General features: G+C 60.9%; 16 protein-coding genes. 5 read left to right on the top strand and 11 right to left on the bottom strand.

Going from position 1 to position 21,826, the window contains the following annotated elements; genetic code table 11:
- Positions 1 to 65: 65 nt before the first annotated feature.
- Together DWX58_RS01540 and glnA are read right to left on the bottom strand one after the other, a co-directional pair.
- Positions 66 to 608, bottom strand: coding sequence for an ANTAR domain-containing protein (locus DWX58_RS01540; protein WP_118641184.1), 543 nt, complete (start codon positions 606 to 608; stop codon positions 66 to 68).
- A 35-nt stretch (positions 609 to 643) separates the two neighbouring features.
- Positions 644 to 1,975, bottom strand: coding sequence for a type I glutamate--ammonia ligase (glnA, locus tag DWX58_RS01535; RefSeq protein ID WP_118641182.1), 1,332 nt, complete (start codon positions 1,973 to 1,975; stop codon positions 644 to 646).
- Between the two features lie 362 nt (positions 1,976 to 2,337).
- Between glnA and DWX58_RS01530 the strand changes: the two genes are divergently transcribed.
- Positions 2,338 to 4,446: a glutamine synthetase III gene (locus DWX58_RS01530; protein WP_118641180.1), complete on the top strand. Its 2,109-nt coding sequence runs from the start codon at positions 2,338 to 2,340 to the stop codon at positions 4,444 to 4,446.
- A gap of 161 nt (positions 4,447 to 4,607) precedes the next feature.
- Positions 4,608 to 6,026 (top strand): glycoside hydrolase family 3 N-terminal domain-containing protein, encoded by a 1,419-nt coding sequence (locus DWX58_RS01525; protein ID WP_243093211.1) that lies wholly within the window; start codon positions 4,608 to 4,610, stop codon positions 6,024 to 6,026.
- Positions 6,027 to 6,150: 124 nt separating this feature from the next.
- Here the strand turns inward: DWX58_RS01525 and DWX58_RS01520 are convergent, their stop codons facing one another.
- Both DWX58_RS01520 and DWX58_RS01515 read right to left on the bottom strand, forming a co-directional pair.
- On the bottom strand, positions 6,151 to 7,068 hold the full coding sequence (locus DWX58_RS01520; RefSeq protein ID WP_118641178.1) for a SufD family Fe-S cluster assembly protein: 918 nt from the start codon (positions 7,066 to 7,068) through the stop codon (positions 6,151 to 6,153).
- 46 nt (positions 7,069 to 7,114) lie between these two features.
- On the bottom strand, positions 7,115 to 7,843 hold the full coding sequence (locus DWX58_RS01515) for an ATP-binding cassette domain-containing protein (RefSeq protein WP_118641176.1): 729 nt from the start codon (positions 7,841 to 7,843) through the stop codon (positions 7,115 to 7,117).
- Between the two features lie 589 nt (positions 7,844 to 8,432).
- On the opposite strand from DWX58_RS01515, the gene DWX58_RS01510 reads away from it, so the two are divergent.
- From DWX58_RS01510 to pheT, 3 genes are all read left to right on the top strand, one after another.
- Positions 8,433 to 9,440, top strand: a complete 1,008-nt coding sequence (locus DWX58_RS01510) for a polysaccharide deacetylase family protein (protein ID WP_199648634.1) — start codon at positions 8,433 to 8,435, stop codon at positions 9,438 to 9,440.
- 17 nt (positions 9,441 to 9,457) lie between these two features.
- Entirely contained in the window at positions 9,458 to 10,483 is a 1,026-nt protein-coding gene (pheS, locus tag DWX58_RS01505) for a phenylalanine--tRNA ligase subunit alpha (RefSeq protein ID WP_118641172.1), read from the top strand.
- A gap of 90 nt (positions 10,484 to 10,573) precedes the next feature.
- Positions 10,574 to 13,294 carry a phenylalanine--tRNA ligase subunit beta gene (gene pheT / locus DWX58_RS01500; protein WP_118641170.1) on the top strand — a complete coding sequence of 907 codons (2,721 nt, stop codon included), beginning with the start codon at positions 10,574 to 10,576 and terminating at the stop codon, positions 13,292 to 13,294.
- An 83-nt stretch (positions 13,295 to 13,377) separates the two neighbouring features.
- On the opposite strand, the gene argF is transcribed toward pheT, so the two are convergent.
- The 7 genes from argF to DWX58_RS01465 all read right to left on the bottom strand — a co-directional run bounded on the left by argF (position 13,378) and on the right by DWX58_RS01465 (position 21,560).
- Positions 13,378 to 14,301, bottom strand: coding sequence for an ornithine carbamoyltransferase (gene argF, locus DWX58_RS01495; protein ID WP_118641168.1), 924 nt, complete (start codon positions 14,299 to 14,301; stop codon positions 13,378 to 13,380).
- 94 nt (positions 14,302 to 14,395) lie between these two features.
- A complete protein-coding gene (locus DWX58_RS01490) occupies positions 14,396 to 15,574 on the bottom strand; it encodes an aspartate aminotransferase family protein (RefSeq protein WP_118641166.1) in 1,179 nt (392 codons plus the stop codon).
- Positions 15,575 to 15,590: 16 nt separating this feature from the next.
- Positions 15,591 to 16,448 (bottom strand): acetylglutamate kinase, encoded by an 858-nt coding sequence (argB, locus tag DWX58_RS01485; RefSeq protein ID WP_118641164.1) that lies wholly within the window; start codon positions 16,446 to 16,448, stop codon positions 15,591 to 15,593.
- A 98-nt stretch (positions 16,449 to 16,546) separates the two neighbouring features.
- A complete protein-coding gene (argJ, locus tag DWX58_RS01480; RefSeq protein ID WP_118641162.1) occupies positions 16,547 to 17,767 on the bottom strand; it encodes a bifunctional ornithine acetyltransferase/N-acetylglutamate synthase in 1,221 nt (406 codons plus the stop codon).
- A gap of 37 nt (positions 17,768 to 17,804) precedes the next feature.
- Positions 17,805 to 18,746, bottom strand: coding sequence for an N-acetyl-gamma-glutamyl-phosphate reductase (argC, locus tag DWX58_RS01475; RefSeq protein ID WP_118641160.1), 942 nt, complete (start codon positions 18,744 to 18,746; stop codon positions 17,805 to 17,807).
- 118 nt (positions 18,747 to 18,864) lie between these two features.
- Entirely contained in the window at positions 18,865 to 20,244 is a 1,380-nt protein-coding gene (argH, locus tag DWX58_RS01470; protein ID WP_118641158.1) for an argininosuccinate lyase, read from the bottom strand.
- Between the two features lie 98 nt (positions 20,245 to 20,342).
- The gene (locus DWX58_RS01465) at positions 20,343 to 21,560 is read right to left on the bottom strand and encodes an argininosuccinate synthase (protein ID WP_118641156.1); all 1,218 of its coding nucleotides are present in this window, start codon (positions 21,558 to 21,560) and stop codon (positions 20,343 to 20,345) included.
- Positions 21,561 to 21,826 lie beyond the last annotated feature (266 nt).

Below are 21,826 nucleotides of genomic sequence, written 5' to 3'. Positions count from 1 at the left end.
GCGGCGGTCCGCCGCTCTCTTCGCCCATGTAAGACTATGCAGGACCGGTGCTGTCCCATGCCTGTTCAGAGGCGCTCATATTCCCGAATCATCCGGCGGGCCGTCTGAACCAGACGGGCGCCGGTATCCATGCTTCGCTTTTGCAGCAGGCGGTGGGCCTCCTCCTCACTGAGGCCCTTCCGCTCCATCAAAAGGCGCTTGGCACGCTCGATCGTCTCCTGATCCGAGCTGCTGCGGTGAGAGCGGAGCAGTCCCTCTGTGCGGTGACCGAACTGAAGCAGGAGGCGGACTGTGGACACCGCCTCCTCCCGGCGGATGGGGGTTGCCAGTTTGTACACCTGGTCGCTGCCGCAGTGGTCCAGCACATGCTGAGCTCCCACCAGCAGCAGGGAGCAAAAGGAAGGCAGATCCTCACTGAGCCACTCCGCCGGGCCGTCCGCCAGATGGGGAGAACAGACCACACAGTAGGTGGTCTGGCTGGCCAGCAGGCGGCGCACCTCATCCCCCGAACGACAGGTCAGGCAGCGGGCTGTCCCGGTGCTCTCCAGCAGGTCGCTGAAGCTCCGGCACATGGCCGTATTTTCAAAGGCCACAATGACAGTTTCCACAGTTCCTCACTCCCTTCCCTCGTTCTCTTTGCCGCTCAATAGGTCACCAGGTACTTTTCCACTTCCCAGCTGGACACCCTGGTCTGATACTCCTTCCACTCCTTCATTTTTCCACGGAGGTAGTGCTGGGCCACGTGCTCACCCAGCACATCCATCATCAGCTCATCCTGCTCCAGCTCCCGGAGGGCCTCCTCCAGGGTCTCCGGCAGGGCGTCAATGTTCTTGGCTATCCGGTCGCTCTCGTCCATGTCGTAGACGTTGTCCGTCACCTCCGGCGGCGGAGTCAGGCCCCGGGCGATGCCGTCCAGACCGGCGGCCAGACAGGCCGCCACCGCCAGATAGGGGTTGCAGGAGGGATCGGGGCTGCGCAGTTCCACCCGGGTGGACTGCCCTCGCACGGCGGGAATCCGAATGAGGGTGGACCGGTTGGACGCCGACCAGGAGCGGTAGCGGGGGGCCTCATACCCGGCGCTGAGCCGCTTATAGGAGTTGACCAGGGGGTTTGTCAGAGCGGTAAAGCCCCGGGCATGCTCCAGAAGGCCGGCAATGAAGGCATAGGCCGTCTTGGACAGCTGGCGCGGGCTCCCCTCGTCATAAAATACGTTCTTTCCATTCTTGAACAGGGACATGTTGAGGTGCATGCCGGAACCGGCCACACCGAAAATGGGCTTGGGCATGAAGGTGGCGTGGAGTCCGTTTTTCTGGGCCAGCGTTTTTACCGCCAGCTTCAGGGTCATGATCTTGTCCGCCCCGTCCATGGCGTCCACATAGCGGAAGTCAATCTCGTGCTGGCCGTTGGCGCACTCGTGGTGGCTGGCCTCGATCTCAAAGCCCATGGCCTCCAGATTCATACACACTTCCCGCCGGGTGGATTCCCCGTGGTCCAGAGGGCCCAGGTCAAAGTAGCCCGCCTCGTCCCGGGTCCGGGTGGTGGCCCGCCCCTGCTCATCGGTCTCAAAGAGGAAAAATTCCAGCTCCGGCCCGATGTTGAAGGTATCAAAGCCCATATCCTGACAGCGTTTCAGCACCCGGCGGAGCACTCCCCGGGGATCGCCCACAAAGGGGGTGCCGTCCGGGTTATACACGTCGCAGATCAGCCGGGCCACCTTGCCCTGAGCGGGCCGCCAGGGGAAAATGGCAAAGCTGTTCAAATCGGGGTAGAGACACTGGTCCGACTCGTTGATGCGGGTAAAGCCCTCGATAGAGGAGCCGTCAAACATGATCTGGTTGTTGACCGCCTTTTCAATCTGGGAGGCGGTGATGGCCACGTTTTTCAGCTGGCCGAAAATATCCACAAACTGCATGCGGATAAATTCGATTTCCTCTTCCTCCACAATGCGGATGATTTCCTCCTTGGTGTAGCCCATGCAAATCGCGCTCCTTTCCTCCCTGAACGACCGGTTCCCACAGGGATTTGAATAATTCAGTATTGCATTTTCCCGGGAGTCCTGTCAAGATTTTTCTCCGGCCTGTCCCTTCTTCTCCGCCTCATCTGCCGCCCTTGTGGACATTTCCCACATTCCGGGGAATACCTTCCAACCACTTTCGTCAGAATTGATTCTTGCAAATCCACCGGAGATGGAGTATGTTAATGACAAGAAGATTTTCCTGCCCAAGGGGCACGGCAATCGGTTTGTTTGCGTGAGACAATGGTGTCGTCGGGCATCATTGTCTCCTTTTTTGTATCCAGACCGAAGCTGAACATTCCAGGAAAGGGTTGAAGGAACGAATGAGCATCAACATCTCTGAAATCTTTGGCACCAATGTATTCAGCATGTCCGTCATGCGGGAGCGCCTGCCCAAAAAGGCCTATGCCGAGGTAGTGGACGTGATGGAGCACGGCGGCAACATCAGCATGGCCACCGCCGACATCGTGGCCAACGCCATGAAGGACTGGGCGGTGGAAAAGGGTGCCACCCACTACACCCACTGGTTCCAGCCCCTCACCGGCATCACCGCCGAAAAGCACGACTCCTTCCTTACCGCCCCCAACGACAGCAAGACCCTGCTGCAGCTCACCGGCAAGCAGCTCATCATGGGCGAGCCGGACGCTTCCTCTTTCCCCTCCGGCGGGCTGCGCTCCACCCACTACGCCCGGGGCTACACCGCCTGGGACATGACCTCCCCCGCCTTTGTGAAGGAGATGTCCTGCGGCACCATTCTTTGCATCCCCACCATCTTCGTCTCCTACAACGGCGAGGCTCTGGACAAGAAAACGCCCCTGCTGCGCTCCATGGAGGCCATCAACATTCAGGCCCTCCGCATTCTCCGCCTCTTCGGTAACCAGGAGGCCAAGAAGGTCACCCCCCTGGTGGGTCCGGAGCAGGAGTACTTCCTGGTGGATCGTGAGAAATATCTGAAGCGTCGGGACCTCATCTACACCGGCCGCACCCTCTTCGGCGCTCCCGCCCCCAAGGGCCAGGAGCTGGACGACCAGTACTTCGGCGTCATCCGGGAACGGGTAGGCGCTTTCATGTCTGACCTCAACGAGGAGCTGTGGAAGCTGGGCATTCCCGCCACCACCCAGCATAACGAGGTGGCCCCCGCTCAGCATGAGCTGGCCCCCATCTACACCATGTGCAACCTGGCCGTGGACCAGAACCAGCTGACCATGGAGACCATGAAGCGGGTAGCCACCCGCCACGGTCTGGTGTGCCTGCTCCATGAGAAGCCCTACGCCGGCGTCAACGGCTCGGGCAAGCATAACAACTGGTCTCTGGGCACCGACACCGGTGAGAACCTGCTGGATCCCGGTGACACCCCCAATGAGAACCTCCAGTTCCTGCTGGTACTCTCCTGCATCATGAAGGCGGTGGACCGGCACGCCGATTTGCTGCGCTGCTCCGCCTCCAACGCTGGCAACGAGCACCGTCTGGGCGCTCAGGAGGCCCCTCCCGCCATCATCTCCATCTTCCTGGGGGATCAGCTGGACAATGTGGTCAGCCAGATCATCTCCAATGCCGACTCCGTCAAGCTGCTGGCCGCCAGCAAGCTGGACACCGGCGTGTCCACCGTCCCTGTCATCAAGAAGGACGCCACGGATCGCAACCGCACCTCCCCCTTCGCCTTCACCGGCAACAAGTTTGAGTTCCGCATGGTAGGCTCCTCCGATTCCATTGCCGACGCCAACACCACCCTGAACGCCATCGTGGCCGAAGCCTTCTGTGAGGCCGCCGACGTGCTGGAAAAGGCAGAGGATTTCAACAGCGCCTGCAGCAAGCTCATCCACGACACCATGCTGCAGCATCAGCGCATTATCTTCAATGGCAACGGCTACTCCGAAGAGTGGGTAGAGGAGGCGGCCCGCCGGGGTCTGCCCAACCTGCCCTCCATGGTGGATGCCATCCCCTCTCTCACCACCGCCAAGGCAGAGGCTCTGTTCACCAAGTTCGGCATCTACACCAAGTCTGAGCTGGAGTCCCGCGGGGAGATCATGTACGAGACCTATGCCAAGGTACTGAAGATCGAGGCCCAGACCATGATTCACATGGCGGGCAAGCACTACATTCCCGCCGCCATTCATTACATTACCCGCCTGGGACAGTCCGTCTCCTCGGTGGCCGCCGCTGTGCCTGAAGCGGACGTCTCGGTGCAGAAGGACCTGCTGGTCCGGTGCAGCGCGCTGCTGTCCAGCGCCTCCAAGGCGCTGGAGGAACTGAAGACCCTGCTCCCCCAGGTGGATTCCATGACCGATGTGGCCGCGATGGCCACCGCCTACCACACCCGCATTGTCCCCGCCATGGCCGCTCTGCGCCAGCCGGTGGATGAACTGGAGCTGCTGGTGGACAAGGACATCTGGCCGGTCCATACTTACGGCGATCTGATGTTCGAGGTCTGATTTCTAAGGTTTGCTTACTCCTTCCATTCCATTCCAGCAGAAATCCGTCTCCCGGTTTCGGGAGGCGGATTTCTGCTTTTTGGGTTGTAGCCGGTCCTTTCCTGTGTTATGCTGTCCATAAAAGGGGCCTGGTTGCCCCATTGGGAGAGGAGGCGTTTCCATTGCTGTTACAGCGGCGCGGCCGGACCGGGTACCGGCGGCTTCTTCTTTGGCTCGCCCTCCTTTTGGCAGCAGGCGGAGTGCTGGCTCTGGTCTGGCGTTTGTCCTCTCCGCCACAGGAAAATGCTCCGCCATCCCCCATTTCCTGGGAAAGTCCCTCCTGGCCTCTGGGTGTTCTGGAGGGCACGGTGGCAGAGGGGACCATGAACACCCTCTTGGTCCAGGACCCGTCAGGCGCAGCCCATTCCTTTGACAAAACCGACGCCCCGGTGCTGGAATCGGAAGGCGGTCTTCTCATCGGCAGCATGGTACGGATCACCTATCTGGGCGATCTTACGGACAGCCGTCCTGAGCAGGTCCTTTTTCTCTCCGTGACCGACTCTCCCCAGGAGGAGGCTCCTCCTACCCTCCGGGAACTGGCCCAGGCCTATCTGGAGAACATGACTCTGGAGGAAAAGGTGGGACAGATGTTCATGGCCCGCCGTCCCAAGGAGAACGCTCCCCAGGACGCCGCAGACTACGCCTTGGGCGGCTATCTGCTTTTTACCCGTGATATCCGGGACCGTACGGCGGAAGAGGTGGCTCAGGAAGTGGAAGACTGTCAGCAGGCGGCCTCCATCCCTCTGTTCATCGGCGTAGACGAGGAGGGGGGCAGCGTGGTGCGCATCAGCAAGTTCCCCGTCTTCCGGGACGAGCCCTTCCCCTCCCCCCAGGAGCTGTGGCAGCAGGGCGGCCTGTCGGCGGTCCGGGCGGACGCAGAGGAAAAGTGTGCCCTTCTGCGCTCCCTCGGCATCAACGTCAACTTTGCTCCGGTGTGCGACGTATCCCAAAATCCGGAGGATTACATCTACAACCGCACGCTTGGGCTGGATGGAGTGCAGACCGCCCAATATGTCCAGGCCGTGGTGGAGGAAATGGCAGACCAGAACATGGGCAGTGTGCTCAAGCACTTCCCGGGCTACGGCGGAAGCCACGACACCCACACCTCCATCGCCCGGGACGACCGGCCCTACGAGGCCTTTGTGCAGTCGGATTTTCTGCCCTTCCAAGCTGGAATTGAGGCTGGGGCCAGCATGGTTCTGGTGAGCCACAACATTGTCTCCTCCATGGACGATCAGCTTCCCGCCTCCCTCTCCCCCAAGGTGCACCAGATTCTCCGGGAGGAGCTGGGCTTTGACGGCGTGATCATCACCGACGACCTGGACATGGCCGGGGCCAAGGACTTCGCCGGAACGGAGCAGGCCGCCGTACTGGCGGTACAGGCAGGCAACGACCTGCTGTGCGTCACCGATTACCAGGTGCAGATCCCAGCGGTGCTCCGGGCTGTGGAGGAGGGGACCATTTCCCTTTCCCGCATTGACCAATCCGTCCTGCGGATTCTGGAACTGAAGCTGTCCCTGGGCATTCTTCCCCCGGCGTGACCGGAACACACGAAACATAAAAATACGGGGTTGGGCCTCTCGATGCCCAACCCCGTATTCTTCCACACAGTTCTTACAAACAGCCGGGGAGCGCACTCTGCGCTCCCCGGCTACATTTCTCTGTTTACTTCAAAAATCCGTTGACGATCTGCTCCTCGGCCTCTTTCTCGGTGAGGCCCAGGGTCATCAGCTTGATGAGCTGCTCCCCGGCAATCTTGCCGATGGCCGCCTCGTGAATGAGCTCGGCGTCCACACAGTTGGCCGTGACCTCGGGAATGGCAGCCACCACACCGTTATCCATGATGATGGCGTCGCACTCGGAGTGACCGTGGCACTTGGCATTGCCGTTGATGCGGGCCAGGAACACCTGCTTGGAGTTGTCCCGGGCCACCGAGCGGGAGATGACGTTGGTATGGCAGCCCTCGCCGTCCAGATCCACGGTAAAGTCGGACTTGGCCAGCTGCTTTCCGTGGGTCATGACCTTCTCCTTGATGATGAGGGTGGCGGCAGGGCCCAGCTTGGCACGGGTGGTGCGGACGGTGGAGTCCACGCCCTTGATCTGGGTGGTCTCCATCTCCATGTAGCTGCCCTCTTCCATCTCCACCACAGTGGTGGGGTTCATGATGTTCTCGCCCATGCCGTCGCCCTCGCCGTAGTGCCGCTCCACGTAGCGCACCTTGGCGTTCTTGCCCACATAGAAGGTGTGGATACCGGAATGCTCGGAGTTCTGCACGCCGCAGTTGTGGATGCCGCAGCCGGCCACGATGATGACGTCGCAATCTTCTCCGATGAAGAAGTCGTTGTACACCGTCTCCTGCAGGCCGCTCTCGCTGAGGACCACGGGGATGTGGACGGACTGATTCTTGGTGCCGGGCTTGATGATAATATCAATGCCGTCCTTGTCCTCCTTGGACACGATGTCAATGTTGGCGGTGGTGTTCCGGGCGGCAGCCTTGCCGTTGGCCCGGATGTTATAGGCGCCCTCGGGCACCTCATGAAGATCAGCTACCTGCTCCAGCAGGCTGCGCTGAATTGCGTCCATAGTGTTTCCCTCCTTGAAACTGGGGCGCGGCATCACGCCCCGCTGTTCAGCGCACCTTATCGGTCAGGGCGCTGCATACGCTGGGCACATCTCCCAGCAGCTTGGGGAGCACCTGCTCCCGGGCACCGTCATCCTGCACTCGGCCATTGGCCAGGACAATGATGCGGTCGGCAATGTTCAAAATCCGCTCCTGGTGGGAGATGATGAGAATGGAACCGTTGATCTTCTCATGCAGGTGCTCAAAGACCTGGATGAGGTTGGAGAAGGACCACAGATCGATGCCCGCCTCCGGCTCGTCAAAGACGGAGAGCTTGGTGCCCCGGGCCATGATCATGGCGATCTCAATGCGCTTGAGCTCGCCGCCGGACAGGGAACCGTCCACCTCCCGGTCAATGTAGTCCTTGGCGCACAGGCCCACCTCAGAGAGGTAGTTGCAGGCCTCGGGCACGCCGATGTTCTTGCCGCTGGCCAGGGTGATGAGATCCTTCACCGTCAGGCCCTTAAAGCGCACCGGCTGCTGGAAGGCGAAGCTGATGCCCCGCTGGGCCCGCTCCGTCACCCCAAGACCGGTGATATCCTCCCCGTCCAGAAGGATCTTTCCCTCTGTGGGCACCAGAATGCCCGCAATCACCTTGGCCAGGGTGGACTTTCCGCCCCCGTTGGGGCCGGTGATCGCCACAAAATGCTCATCAATGGTGAGATTGATGTCCCGCAGGATGTTCTTGTCCTCGCCGTCCTGCTCCACACCAAAGCTGATATGCTGTAACTCTAACATGGGGGCTCCTCCGTACCTATTCCACCGGCTGTGCCGGCTTTTTCTGTCATTCTGCCCCAAAATTCAGGCGGCCAATCCAAAAACGGACCGCTCTCCTTTTGGAACGCCCTTATTTTACCACCCCGGCCGCCATTTGTCTAACGGTATTTTCACCAAAATCCTACTAAATTTGAGGGTTTTTAAAAATCACTGATTTGGCGGGTGCTTTTTCTTCCCCTTTCCCGGCCAAACTGTCTTTTCAGCCCGGAAGTTTCCCATTTTGCTCTTGCAAACGGAGGGGGTTTATGGTATAAGTAAGGGTAGTTTACATGCGAAGAACGGGAAAATAGCGGATCCCCACTCGTCAGAGAGAGGCGGTCACCGGCTGAAAGCCGCCTTGGAGTACATCCGCTTGGTTCGCCCGGGAGCGGCCCGCGAGAACGGGACGGCAATCTCCTCCGTTATCGGGAGAACAAGTGCGTACTGCGGCTCTGCCGGGTGCGAATGCGGGTGGTACCGCGGAAGGTTGGCCTTTCGTCCCTGATTATCAGGAGGCGGAGGGTCTTTTTGTTGCGCTCGACACAATGTTCAATGAGGTGATTTTATGGGAATGATGCGCAAAGTTACCCTTTTCCTGTCTCTATTTTCCCTTCTTTTTCTATTAGCGGCCTGCCAGTCTGCGGGCAGCTCCGTCAGCGGGGCGGTCAGTTCCGGAAATACGTCTTCCGGCACGACTTCCTCCCCCTCCACATCCGGCAGTTCCTCCTCCAACGGTTCCGCCTCCTCCGGCGGCAGTTCTGCTCCTTCCGGCAGCGGCTCTGCCTCCTCCGGAACGGACAGCTCCCAGCCTCCGGCCCAGAGCGGAGATGCCTCTCAGAGCTCCTCACAGTCTGAGCCTGAGCCCCAGCCTGAGCCAGTGAAACCCTCCAACAACCACACTCTTTACATTCTCATGTATCACTCCGTGGTGGACGGAGACGGCTCCAACTGCAACGACTGGATGACCACCACTCAGCGCTTCCGGGAGGATCTCCAGTGGCTGAAGGACCACGGTTACACCACGCTGCTGCCCAGCGAACTGGAAAACGGCGCATCCCTGCCGGAAAAGGCCGTACTCATTACTTTTGACGACGGCTACGCCAACAACTACACCCAGGCCTTCCCCGTGCTGAAGGAATTCCAGGCCAAGGCAGTCATCTCCATGATTGTCCGGCGCACGGTGGACGGAAAACCCGACTTCCTCACCTGGGACATGTGCCGGGAGATGGCCAATTCCGGTCTGGTGGAGATCGGCTCCCACACTTATGACCACCACGCCAACGACCCCCGGGGCATTAAGCGCATGAACGGCGAGAGCCGCAAGGACTACGAGGCCCGCATCTTCTCCGATCTGGAAAAGAGCATCTCTCTGATCGAGGAAAACGTGGGCAAGCCGGTCACCTTCTTTGCCTATCCCCACGGCCAGACCGAGCCCTGGGCCAGCGACTTCTTAAAGGAGCACTTTGCCATGACCGTTACCACCCAGCACGGTCCTGCCAACGTCTCCCACGGGCTTTATGATCTATCCCGTCACAACATCAATTTCAAAGAGCCTCTGAGCAAATATCTACCTGCATAAAAAAGGAGTTTATCGCTATGAAAGAACAGTTAGCAGCAATCCGCCAGCAGGCCCTGGAGGCCTTTCAGGCCGCCCAGGACTCCGCCGCTCTGGACGCCCTGCGGGTGCAGTACCTGGGCAAAAAGGGTGAACTCACTGCCGTTTTGAAGCAGATGGGCAAGCTTAGCGCGGAGGAGCGCCCCGTCATGGGTCAGCTGGCCAACGAGGTGCGCGCCGCCCTGGAGCAGGCCCTGGAGACCCGAGGCAAGGAGCTGGAGGCCAAGGCCCTGGAGGACCGTCTCAAGGCTGAGGCTCTGGACGTCACCGTCCCCGGCAAGCCCATCAAGCTGGGCCGCCGCCACCCCATGTACACCGCTCTGGACGAGATCAAAGAGATCTTCATCGGCATGGGCTTCACCGTGCTGGACGGCCCGGAGATCGAGCTGGCCTCCTATAACTTCGACAAGCTCAACGCCGAGGAGGGCCACCCCTCCCGGGACTGGTCGGACACCTTCTACTTTGATGAGGACAGCCGGGTGATGCTCCGCTCCCAGACCTCCCCCATGCAGGTCCGGGCCATGGAGACCATGCCCCTGCCCATCCGCATCATCGCCCCCGGCCGCGTCTACCGCAAGGACGAGGTGGACGCCACCCACTCCCCCATGTTCCACCAGGTGGAGGGCATGGTCATTGACAAGAACGTCACCATGGCCGACCTGAAGGGCACCCTGAACACCGTGGTGGAGCAGCTCTACGGCAAGGGCACCAAGACCCGCTTCCGTCCCCACCACTTCCCCTTCACCGAGCCCTCCTGCGAGATGGACGTACAGTGCCACAAGTGCGGCGGCGTGGGCTGCCCCACCTGTAAGGGCGAAGGCTGGATCGAGCTGCTGGGCGCCGGCATGATTCACCCCAAGGTGCTGAAGATGAGCGGCATCGACCCGGAGGAATACTCCGGCTGGGCCTTCGGCATCGGCCTGGAGCGTACCGCCATGCGTCGGTTCAAGATCGCCGACCTGCGTTTGATCTTTGAAAACGACGTGCGCTTCCTGGAGCAGTTCTGAGGCACAGTCCCGGAACCGCAGGCGCGGCTGACAGCCGCCCGCCGACGCATGGTATGCGTCCCTACAAAACAGATTAAGGGAGTTTTCAATATGAACTTATCTCGTAAATGGCTCAGCGAGTTTGTGAAGGTGGAGGCCGACGACAAGGAGTTTGCCGAGGCCATGACCCTGTCCGGCTCCAAGGTGGAGCTGACCCACGATCTGGGCGCTGAGATCTCCAACGTGGTGGTGGGCCAGATTCTGTCCATGGAGCGCCACCCCGACTCCGACCATATGTGGATCTGCCAGATTGAGGTGGGTCAGGCCGAGCCCATCCAGATCGTCACCGGCGCCTGGAACATCCACCCTGGCGACCTGGTGCCCGTGGCTCTGCACAAGTCCACCCTTCCCGGCGGCAAGAAGATCGAAAAGGGCAAGCTGCGCGGCGTGGTGTCCAACGGCATGATGTGCGGCCTCTCCGAGCTGGGTCTGGACGAGCGTGACTTCCCCTACGCTGTCATCACCCCCGCCGCCCTTCTGAACGACTACAAGCCCCTTGACCCGGAGAAGCCCTCCATCCCCGCCGACATTCAGCCCGGCCACAAGATCTACGGCAGCGTGGTCTGCGCCCGGGTGACCGCCGTGCGCACTGACGGCATCAACCAGTTTACCGCCGCCTGTGAGGTGGACAGCGGATCCGTCTCCGTTTCCACCACCTGCCCCAACCTCCATGCCGGGGACCTGGTGGCTCTGGACACCAAGAAGGAGCATATCTGCACCCTGGCGGACCTCCACGCCCAGCAGGCGGAGTTCCCCCACTGCATCCCGGACGGCATCTTCGTCCTCCACGAGGAGGGTGTGAAGCCCGGTGACGACATCAAGCCCATCATCGGCGCCGACGACCACGTGGTGGAGTTTGAAATCACCCCCAACCGTCCCGACTGCCTGTCCGTCATCGGTCTGGCCCGAGAGGTGTCCGCCACCTTTGACGTGCCCATGTCCCTCCACGAGCCCGTGGTGAAGGGCGGCGGCGACGGCAACCTGATGGAGCTTCTGGATGTGGAGACCCCCGCCGCCGATCTGTGCCAGCGCTACACCGCCCGTATGGTCCGCAACGTGAAGATCGGCCCCTCCCCCAAGTGGATGCGGGAGCGGCTGCGCGCCAGCGGCGTACGTCCCATCAACAACATCGTGGACATCACCAACTACGTCATGCTGGAGTACGGCCAGCCCATGCACGCCTTTGACTACCGCTACGTGAAGGGCGGCAAGATCATCGTCCGCCGGGCTGAGGAGGGCGAGGAACTCACCACTCTGGACGGTCAGGTGCGCAAGCTCACCGCCAATCACCTGGTCATCGCCGACGAGCACCGGGCCGTGGGCCTGGCCGGCATCATGGGCGGCGAGAACAGCGAAATCGTCTCCGACACCGTGGACGTGGTCTTTGAGTCCGCCTGCTTCGACGGCACCTGCATCCGCAAGGGCGCTCTGGCGCTGGGTATGCGCACCGAGGCCAGCGCCAAGTTTGAGAAGGGTCTGGATCCCCTGAACACCCTCCCCGCCGTCAACCGCGCCTGCGAGCTGGTGGAGATGCTGGGGGCCGGCGAGGTGCTGGACGGCACCATCGACATCCTCAACTATGTGCCCCAGCCCCACACCATCCGCATGGACCCCGACCGGGTCAATGCCCTGCTGGGCACCGACATCGATCCGGTGGATCAGTACTGCTACCTGGAGCGGGTCAACATTCTCACCGAGAACCACGACTTCCCCAACGGCCCCGCCGAGGTCACCATTCCCTCCTGGCGCGGCGACGTCGAAGGCATCGCCGACCTGGCCGAGGAGGTAGCCCGCTTCTACGGCTACAACAAGATCCCCGTCACCCTCATGCGCGGGCAGACCACCCTGGGCGGCTACTCCGCCGAGGAGCAGCTGGAGCGTCAGCTGAGCAGCGTGTGCCGCAGCGCGGGCTGTGACGAGATCATCACCTACTCCTTCATCTCCCCCACCTGCTACGACAAGATCCTCTGGCCGGCGGACTACGCTCAGCGCCAGAGCTTCAAGATCCTGAACCCCCTGGGCGAGGATACTTCCATCATGCGCACCACCACCCTGCCCTCCATGCTGGAGATCCTGACCCGGAACTACAACTTCCGCAACCAGGACGTGAAGCTGTATGAGGTGGGCCGCATCTACCTGCCCGGCGGCGAGGACGGCCTGGCCAAGGAGTCCAAGGTGCTCACCCTGGGCGCCTATGGCAGCGACATGGATTTCTACGCCATGAAGGGCATCGTCGAGGCCCTCATGAAGGATATCCGGGCCAAGGACGTCCACTTTGAGGGTCCCACCGGCGCCCCCAGCGATGCCTCCTACCACCCCGGCCGCGTGGCCACTGTGTGGGCCGGCGACAACTGCATCGGCATCTTCGGTCAGGTGCATCTCCTGGTGGCCCAGAACTACGGCGTGGACGCCGAGCTCTACTGCGCCGAGCTGAGCCTGGACAAGCTGGCCCAGGTCAAGGGTGCCGACCCCGAGTATGTGCCCCTGCCCAAGTTCCCCTCCGTCACCCGTGACATCGCCGTGGTGTGTGACGAGGCGGTCACTGTGGGTCAGCTGGAGAACTGCATCCGCAAGGGGGCCAAGGGCCTTCTGAAGGAGTGCACCCTGTTTGACATCTACCGCGGCAAGGGCATTGCCGAGGGCAAGAAGTCTGTGGCCTTCAATCTGGTCCTGCGGGCGGACGACCGCTCCCTCACCGGCGAGGAAGCCGACGCCGACGTCAAGTCCATCCTGGAGGCTCTGTCCCAGGAGTGCGGCGCCGTTCTGCGCTGAGCAGATTGGTTCTAAAAAGCAACAAAAAAATCCCTGGAGCAAGTGCTCCAGGGATTTTTTATGCTTCATCACATCAGACGAAATCAGGCCTTTTCTCCGCCCATCAGCAGATACATGACTGCCTTCTGGGCGTGGAGGCGGTTCTCTGCCTCGTCAAAGATCTCGTTGGCGTGGGCCTCAAAGACCTCGGCGGTGATCTCCTCACCCCGGTGGGCGGGCAGGCAGTGCTGCACCATACACTCGGGGTTGGTGAGGGCCATCAGTTCCTCGTTGATCTGGTAGCCGGCGAAGGCCTTTTCACGGATGGCCTTCTCCTGCTCCTGACCCATGGAGGCCCACACGTCGGTGAACACCACGTCGGCGCCCACGGCGGCCTCCTGGGGCGTGCGCACCAGGGAGAACTTGTAGCTGGGATCGCTCTTGGCAAAATCCAGCACCCGCTGGTCGGGGTCATAGCCCTCCGGGCAGGCCACCGACACCTCCATGCCGCACTTCAGGCCGCCCACGATGAGGGAGTTGGCCATGTTGTTGCCGTCGCCGATGTAGCACATCTTCAGCCCCTCCAGAATGGCCTTGTGCTCCCGAACGGTCATGAGGTCGGCCAGCACCTGGCAGGGGTGGCAGAAATCGGTGAGGCCGTTGATGATGGGAATGGTGGTGTAGCGGGCCAGGTTCTCCACTTCCTCCTGGGCGAAGGTGCGGATCATAATGCCGTCACAGTACCGGTCCAGCACCCGGGCGGTGTCCTCCACCGGCTCGCCCCGGCCGATCTGGCTCTCCTTGCCGGAGAGGAACAGGGCGTGGCCGCCCAGCTGGAACATGCCTGCCTCAAAGGAGACACGGGTACGGGTGGAATTCTTCTCAAAAATCATGGCCAGGGTCTTGCCCTTCAGGTAGTCGTGGACAATCCCGTGCTTCTGATTATACTTCAGCTGGTCCGCCGTGTTGAGGATTTTGATGATATCCTCCTTGGACAGATCCAGCAGCTTCAGCAGATCTTTTTTCATGGTGAATTTCCCTCTCTTACAACCGGGAACAGAGTATTTACACCTCCGGCGTCCATCCCGCCGGCCGCTCAATTCCCGGTTCCTAATTCCGAATTCAAGAAAGCGCCGCTTTCATGATGGCCAGGCCCTTGTCCATCTCCTCCTTGGTAATGACCAGAGGGGGCAGCAGGCGCAGGCCGGGGCCGGCAGTGAGGCACAGAAGGCCGTTCTGAATGAGGCGGTTGGCCAGCTCCAGATTGGTGTGCTCGCCCTTAACCTCGATGCCGATCATCATGCCCAGGCCCCGGGTGGCACCCAGACAGGGGAGGTTCATGGCCTCGATCTGCTCCCGGAGGTAGGCTCCCTTCTCCTTCAGCTCATCCAGCAGCTTCTGGTCCACGGTGTCCAACACATAGCAGGCCGCAGCGGCCGCCACCGGGTTTCCGCCGAAGGTAGTGCCGTGGGTGCCGGCAGTGAAAACATTCCGGCACTTCTCATTGGCCATCACGCCGCCGAAGGGAAGGCCGCCGGCAATGCCCTTGGCAAAGGAGATGGCATCGGGCTGGATGTCGTACTGCTGGAAGGCAAACAGGGAGCCAGTACGGCCCACGCCGGTCTGCACCTCGTCAATAAGCAGCAGCCAATCCCGCTTGGCACACAGGTCGGCCACGCCCTGGACGAATGCCTTGTCCAGAGGCAGCACACCGCCCTCGCCCTGAACCAGCTCAAACATCACCGCGCACACGTCGTGGCCGGCCACCGCCTCCACGCTGTCCAGGTCGTTGGCGTCGGCGTAGCGGAAGCCCTCGGTGAAGGGGAAGAAATAGTTGTGGAACTTGTCCTGACCGGTGGCCGACAGGGTGGTGATGGTGCGGCCGTGGAAGGAGTTGTGCAGGGTGATCACGGTGCCCCGTCCCTTGCCGTATTTGTCAAAGGAGTACTTCCGGGCCAGCTTGATCATGGCCTCGTTGCCCTCCGCTCCGGAGTTGGCAAACATTACATTGGCCATACCCGCCCGGGTGCACAGCTCCCGGGCCAGCCGGGCGTAGGGCTCAGAGTAAAAGAGGTTGGAGATGTGCCCCAGCTTGGAGGCCTGGGCGGTAATGGCGGACACCCAGCCCTCGTTTCCATAGCCCAGAGAGCACACGCCGATGCCGGAGGTGAAGTCAATGTACTCCTTCCCCGCCGTATCCCACACGGTAGCTCCCTTGCCGTGGTCAATGGCCACGGGGAAGCGGCTGTAGGAGTGCATCACATACTGCTCGTCCAGGGCCTTCAGTTCTTCAAACGTCATGGCTCGTTCCTCCTCTTCAGCGCACCAGCATGGTGCCGATGCCCGCGTCCGACAACAGCTCAATAAGCAGGGAGTGCTCCACGCGGCCGTCCAGAATGACCGCCGAATCCACACCGGAGCGCACCGCCTCCACGCAGCAGTCGATCTTGGGGATCATGCCGCCGGAGATGACACCCTCCCGCACCAGGGCGGGGACGGAGGAGAGCTGCAGCTCGGGGATCAGGGTGGACTCATCCTTGGGGTCCCGGAGCAGGCCGCGCACGTCGGTGAGGAGAATAAGCTTCTCCGCTCCCAGGGCGGTGGCCAGCTTGGCGGCCGCGGTGTCAGCGTTCACGTTGTAGGAGGTCTCCGCGTCCTCCCCCTGGGCCACAGTGGACACCACAGGGATGTAGCCCTTTTCCAGGGCGTCAGTGACCGGGCGGGGATCCACATGGGTGATGTCGCCCACCAGGCCGTACTTCTCCTCCAGCTTCTTGGCGGAGAAGAGCCCGCCGTCTAGGCCGCACAGGCCCAGGGCCCGGCCGCCCAGGCGGTTCAGGGTGGCCACCAGGTTCTTGTTCACCCGGCCGCACAGCACCTGCTGCACCACGTCCATGGTCTCCTCGTCGGTGTAGCGCAGGCCGTCCACAAACTGGGACTGCTTGCCGATTTTCTTCAGCATCTCGCTGATCTCCGGCCCGCCGCCGTGGACCACTACCACCTGAATGCCTACCAGATGGAGCAGGATGATGTCGGAGATGACGGCGTGGCGCAGCTGGTCAGATACCATGGCATTGCCGCCGTACTTGACCACAATGGTCTTACCGGAAAATTTCTGGATATAGGGCAGGGCCTCAGCCAGTACCTGGGCCCGATCCACTTCATTGAATGACACGGGAATTCCCCCTTCAAAATAAGAGTGAAGAGTTCAGAGTGGAGAGTGGAGACAGAGCTTCTCTCAACTCTTCACTCCCCGCTCTTCACTCTGAAACATCAGGTGCGGTAGTCGCCGTTGATCTTTACGTAGTCATAGGTGAGGTCGCAGCCCCAGCACTCGGCGCTCTCATCGCCCTCGTGGAGATCCACCGCAATGATGATCTCCTTCTGGGAGAGGATCTCCTTGGCCTTGTCCTCGTCAAAGGGCAGGCCGTCGCCCTGCTTGCAGACCATGATCTCGCCGGCGCAGGACTGGAAGGACACGTCCACATGCTCAGGACGGAAGGGTGCCTTGGAATAGCCCATGGCGCACAGCACCCGGCCCCAGTTGGCGTCGGAGCCGAACATGGCCGCTTTCACCAGGGAGGAGCCCACCACGGCCTTGCTGAGCCGCTCGGCACTCTCCTCGCTGCGGGCGCCGTTCATGATGCAGGTGACCAGCTTGCTGGCGCCCTCGCCGTCGCCGGCAATGGCACGGGCCAGATGGCGGCAGACGTACATCAGCGCGTCCCGGAAGGTCTCATAGTCCTCGTCCTTCCACTCCACCAGGGTATTGCCCGCCATGCCGTTGGCCAGCACCACGCACATGTCGTTGGTGGAGGTGTCTCCGTCCACGGTCACCCGGTTGAAGGTCTTGGCAATCACCTCGTGGAGGGCGTCCCCCAGCATCTCATGGGTGATGGCGCAGTCGGTGGTAATGAAGACCAGCATGGTACCCATGTTGGGGTGAATCATGCCGGAACCCTTGGCAATGGCGCCCAGCTTGACCTCCTTGCCGCCCACGGTGAAGGAGAGCGCGATTTCCTTCTTCACGGTGTCGGTGGTCATGATAGCCTTGGCAGCGGCATCGGAGCCCTCCGGAGACAGCAGCGCAGCCACCTTGGGCATACCCGCCTCGATGGCGGCGATGTTGATGGTCTGGCCGATGACGCCGGTGGAGGCCACCACAAAGTCCTCGGGCTCACGGCCGGTGGCGGCAGCGGCAGCCTCGGTCATTTTCTGGGCATTTTCATGGCTCTGAGGGCAGCAGGCGTTGGCGTTGCCGCTGTTGGCCACGATGCCCCAGGCCACCCCGTTCTCCAGGTGGTCCATGGTGACATAGATGGGGGCCGCCTTCACCCGGTTGAGGGTATAGACCGCAGCGGCGGTACACTCCTTCTGGGAGAGGATCAGAGCCAGGTCATCTTTTTCCGGGCTGCTGCCCGCCTTGACGCCGCAGTGGACAGCGGCGGCGGTAAAGCCCTGGGCGGCACACACGCCGCCGGTAATTTCCTTCATCGTCATGGTATCCTGACGCTCCTTTTATGAAATGGGATTACAGGGTAAGGCCAGTGATCTCCGGGAAGCCCAGCATGATGTTCATGTTCTGAACCGCCGCGCCCGAAGCACCCTTGCCCAGATTGTCAAACTGGGCGGTCAGCATGGTCTGGTCCCCGTGGCCGGAGACGGTGATCTCCAGCACGTCCCGACCGGCCATGGCGTTGGCCGCCAGGCGGGGAGCCCTTCCACCGAAGGGGGCAATGGTTACCATGCTCTGGCCCTCGTAGTAGGACATCAGCAGCTCCCAGATGTCCTGGGCGGAGGGATTTCCCTTCAGCAGGCGGTTCTGGAGCAGAATGGAGGTGGCCATGCCCTTGTAAATATCGCCCAGAATGGGGGCAAACACAGGAGGCTGGTCCAGTCCGGCCAGCTTCTGCATCTCAGGCAGGTGCTTGTGCTGAAGACCGGTGGCATAGATGCTGGGGGCGTCCAGCAGAACGCTGCGGTCCGGCGCCTCGTACTCGGCAATCATTTTCTTTCCCCCGCCGGAGTAGCCCGTGAGAGAAAAGCAGGTGAGGGGGTAATCCGTGGGCAGCAGGCCCAGCTTCACCAGCGGGGCCGCCGTGGACAAAAAGCCGGTGGCGTGGCAGCCGGGATTGGCCACCCGACTGGCAAACTTGATCCGCTGGCGCTGGCCGGGCAGCAGCTCAGGGAAGCCGTACACCCAGCCCTCCGCCGTGCGGTGGGCGGTGGAGGCGTCAATCACCCGGGTTGCGGGATTTTCAATCATGGACACCGCCTCCACAGCGGCGGCGTCAGGCAGGCACAGGAAGACCAGATCGGCGGCGTTCAAAAACTTCTTCCGCTCATCCGGGTCCTTGCGCTTGTCCTCGTCGATGAGCAGAAGCTCAATGTCTTCCCGCTCCCCCAGCCGCTGATAAATCTGCAGGCCGGTGGTGCCTTCCTTACCGTCAATATATACCTTGGGTTTCTTCACTACATCCACCTGGTTTCTTTATGGTCTGGGCGGTCCCACAGCGGTCCATCCCGCCTGGGGACCGCCCTTATTCCTATTATGAAGCGGTACAGGCCAACTTGCAACGGTTTTCTTCCCGTTATGCCCGGGCCTGGACAAACTCCTCGATGAGCTCGATCTGCTTCTGGACACTCTCCTTGGCGGGGCCACCATAAACTTTTCTTTCATTGACGCAGGTCTTCAGCGCCAGAGCCTCGTACACGTCCTCGTCAAAGAGGGAGGAAATGGCCCGGAAGTCCTTCAGGGTCAGGGTATCCAGGGTGTCCCCGGACTTGATGCACAGGTTGACCAGCCGGCCCACGATCATGTAGGCCTCCCGGAAGGGCAGACCCTTCTTGGTCAGGTAATCAGCGCAGTCGGTGGCGTTGATGAAGCCGCCGGCAGCTGCCTTGGCCATATTTTTGGGCCGCACCGTCAGGGTGTCCACCATGGCGCTGAACACGGGCAGGCACAGCTCCACCGTATCGATAGCGTCAAAGATGGCCTCCTTGTCCTCCTGCATGTCCTTATTATAGGCCAGAGGCAGGGACTTCATGATGGTGAGCAGGGTGACCAGAGAGCCGTACACCCGTCCGGTCTTGCCCCGGACCAGCTCGGCCACGTCGGGGTTCTTCTTCTGGGGCATGATGGAGGAGCCGGTGGAGTAGGCGTCGTCCAGGTCCACATACTTAAACTCCCAGGAACACCACAGCACGATCTCCTCCGAGAACCGGGACAGGTGCATCATCAGGATGGACAGGGCGGACAAGAGCTCGATGGCATAGTCCCGGTCGGAGACGGAGTCCATGGAGTTGTCTGTGGGCTTCTTGAAGCCCAGGGCCTGAGCCGTGGCAAAGCGGTCCACGGGATAGGTGGAAGTGGCCAGGGCGCCGGCGCCCAGGGGGCACTCGTCCAGACGCTCCAGACAGTCTTCCAGCCGGGTCACGTCCCGCTTGAACATGTTGGCGTAGGCCATCATGTAGTGGGCGAAGGTGGTGGGCTGGGCCCGCTGCAGGTGGGTGTAGCCGGGCATCACGGTATCCAGGTTGCCCTTGGCCTTCTTGATGAGCACCTTCTCCAGCTCCAGCACCTGGCCAATGATGGTGGGGATCTCCTCCCGCACATACATACGGGTGTCCAGGGCCACCTGGTCATTCCGAGACCGGGCGGTGTGCAGCCGCTTGCCCGCATCGCCGATGCGCTGGGTGAGCAGGGCCTCGATGTTCATATGGATGTCCTCGTTGTCCAGAGAGAACTCCACCTTGTCAGCCTCGATGTCGGCCAGGATGGCCTTCAGACCCTCGATGATCTTCTCGGCCTCGTGCTCCTCAATGATCCCCTGCTGGCCCAGCATGGTGGCATGGGCGATGGACCCGGTGATGTCCTGCTTGTAAAGCCGGGCGTCAAAGCCGATGGAGGAGTTAAAATCATTTACTAAGGTATCGGTTTCCTTCTGAAACCGGCCAGCCCAAAGTTTCATAGCTCGCTACCTCACGTTCTATCAGAATAAAGAGGATTGAATTTAAGAGCGGAGAGTGAAGATATGGCGCTATCTTCACTCTCCGGATGATACGTAAATTACTTCAGCTTTCCCTGCTCCCGCAGCGCCTGAACGGTGTCGGGCAGGCCCCAGAGGTTGATGAATCCGGTGGCGTCATCCTGGTTGTAGTCGCTCTCCTCAAAGGTGACCAGATTCTCGGAATACAGAGTGTCGGGAGAGGTGACAGAGGAGGTGATGATGTTGCCCTTGTAGAGCTTCAGCTTCACGGTACCGGTAACGTGCTTCTGGGTGTCCACGGCGAAGGCGGTGAGAGCCTCCCGCAGGGGGGTGAACCACTTGCCGTTATACACCAGGTCGGCGAAGTCCACGGCCAGCTTCTGCTTCATGTGCTTGGTATCCTTGTCCAGGGTGATCATCTCCAGCACCTCATGCGCCCGGTAGAGGATGGTGCCGCCGGGAGTCTCGTAGACGCCCCGGTCCTTCATGCCCACCAGCCGGTTCTCCACGATATCCAGAAGGCCGATGCCGTTGGCGCCGCCCAGCTCGTTGAGCTTGCGGATGATGTCGCTGGCCTTCATCTTCTCACCGTCGATGGCCACGGGCCAGCCCTTCTCAAAGTCCAGGGTCACATAGGTGGCCTTGTCAGGGGCCATGGCGGGGGACACGCCCATCTCCAGGAAGCCGGGCTTGTCGTACTGGGGCTCGTTGGCGGGATCCTCCAGGTCCAGGCCCTCGTGGGAGAGGTGCCACAGGTTCTTATCCTTGGAGTAGTTGGTCTCCCGGGAAATCTTCAGGGGCACGTTGTGAGCCTCGGCGTAGTCGATCTCCTCGTCACGGCCCTTGATGTCCCACTCACGCCAGGGAGCGATGATCTTCATCTCGGGGGCAAAGCGCTTGATGGCCAGCTCGAACCGGACCTGGTCGTTGCCCTTACCGGTGCAGCCGTGGCAGATGGCGTCGGCGCCCTCGGCCTTGGCGATCTCAACCAGCCGCTTGGCAATGATGGGCCGGGCGAAGGCGGTGCCCAGCAGGTATTCCTCATACTTGGCGCCCATCATCATGGAGGGGATGATCACCTCATCCACCATCTCGTCGGTCAGATCCTCCACATAGAGCTTGGAGGAGCCGGTCTTGATGGCCTTCTCCTCCAGGCCGTCCAGCTCAGTGCCCTGTCCCACGTCGCCGGAGACGGCGATGATCTCGGGGTTATTGTAGTTCTCCTTCAGCCAGGGGATGATGATGGATGTATCCAGGCCGCCGGAATAGGCCAGCACAACTTTCTTAATCTCAGACATTGTTCCATTCCTCCATAAAACATTCATGCAAGGGCAAGGTTCCGAAGTCCCGTACGGAGCGTTTTCCTCCGTCTGCTCTCCCCTGCCTGTCTTTCGAGCAACAGTCTACCACGCAAGCCGGCAAATTGCAAGCTTCGTTTCGCATTATTATTCACTAATATCCAATTTTTTTCCGTGTATTTTTCACAAAAATGAATATTTTATGAATATTCATATCTTTTATTCATTGCATATTCATCCTATAGCAGAAAGCGGCGGCCCGCTTG

This window comes from Pseudoflavonifractor sp. AF19-9AC (assembly GCF_003478995.1).
Classification (GTDB): domain Bacteria; phylum Bacillota; class Clostridia; order Oscillospirales; family Oscillospiraceae; genus Lawsonibacter.
The sequence above is the reverse complement of the archived record's forward strand: the minus strand, read 5'-3'. Positions and strand labels throughout refer to the sequence as shown.

Bases quoted from the DNA above. Each gene is read 5' to 3' on its own strand.
- glnA (WP_118641182.1), bottom strand. From the start codon at position 1,975: ATGGGCTACACCAAGGAGGAAATCATCCGCATTGTGGAGGAAGAGGAA.
- DWX58_RS01530 (WP_118641180.1), top strand. From the start codon at position 2,338: ATGAGCATCAACATCTCTGAAATCTTTGGCACCAATGTATTCAGCATG.
- DWX58_RS01520 (WP_118641178.1), bottom strand. From the start codon at position 7,068: ATGGACGCAATTCAGCGCAGCCTGCTGGAGCAGGTAGCTGATCTTCAT.
- DWX58_RS01515 (WP_118641176.1), bottom strand. From the start codon at position 7,843: ATGTTAGAGTTACAGCATATCAGCTTTGGTGTGGAGCAGGACGGCGAG.
- DWX58_RS01510 (WP_199648634.1), top strand. From the start codon at position 8,433: ATGATGCGCAAAGTTACCCTTTTCCTGTCTCTATTTTCCCTTCTTTTT.
- pheS (WP_118641172.1), top strand. From the start codon at position 9,458: ATGAAAGAACAGTTAGCAGCAATCCGCCAGCAGGCCCTGGAGGCCTTT.
- pheT (WP_118641170.1), top strand. From the start codon at position 10,574: ATGAACTTATCTCGTAAATGGCTCAGCGAGTTTGTGAAGGTGGAGGCC.
- argF (WP_118641168.1), bottom strand. From the start codon at position 14,301: ATGAAAAAAGATCTGCTGAAGCTGCTGGATCTGTCCAAGGAGGATATC.
- DWX58_RS01490 (WP_118641166.1), bottom strand. From the start codon at position 15,574: ATGACGTTTGAAGAACTGAAGGCCCTGGACGAGCAGTATGTGATGCAC.
- argJ (WP_118641162.1), bottom strand. From the start codon at position 17,767: ATGAAGGAAATTACCGGCGGCGTGTGTGCCGCCCAGGGCTTTACCGCC.
- argH (WP_118641158.1), bottom strand. From the start codon at position 20,244: ATGAAACTTTGGGCTGGCCGGTTTCAGAAGGAAACCGATACCTTAGTA.
- DWX58_RS01465 (WP_118641156.1), bottom strand. From the start codon at position 21,560: ATGTCTGAGATTAAGAAAGTTGTGCTGGCCTATTCCGGCGGCCTGGAT.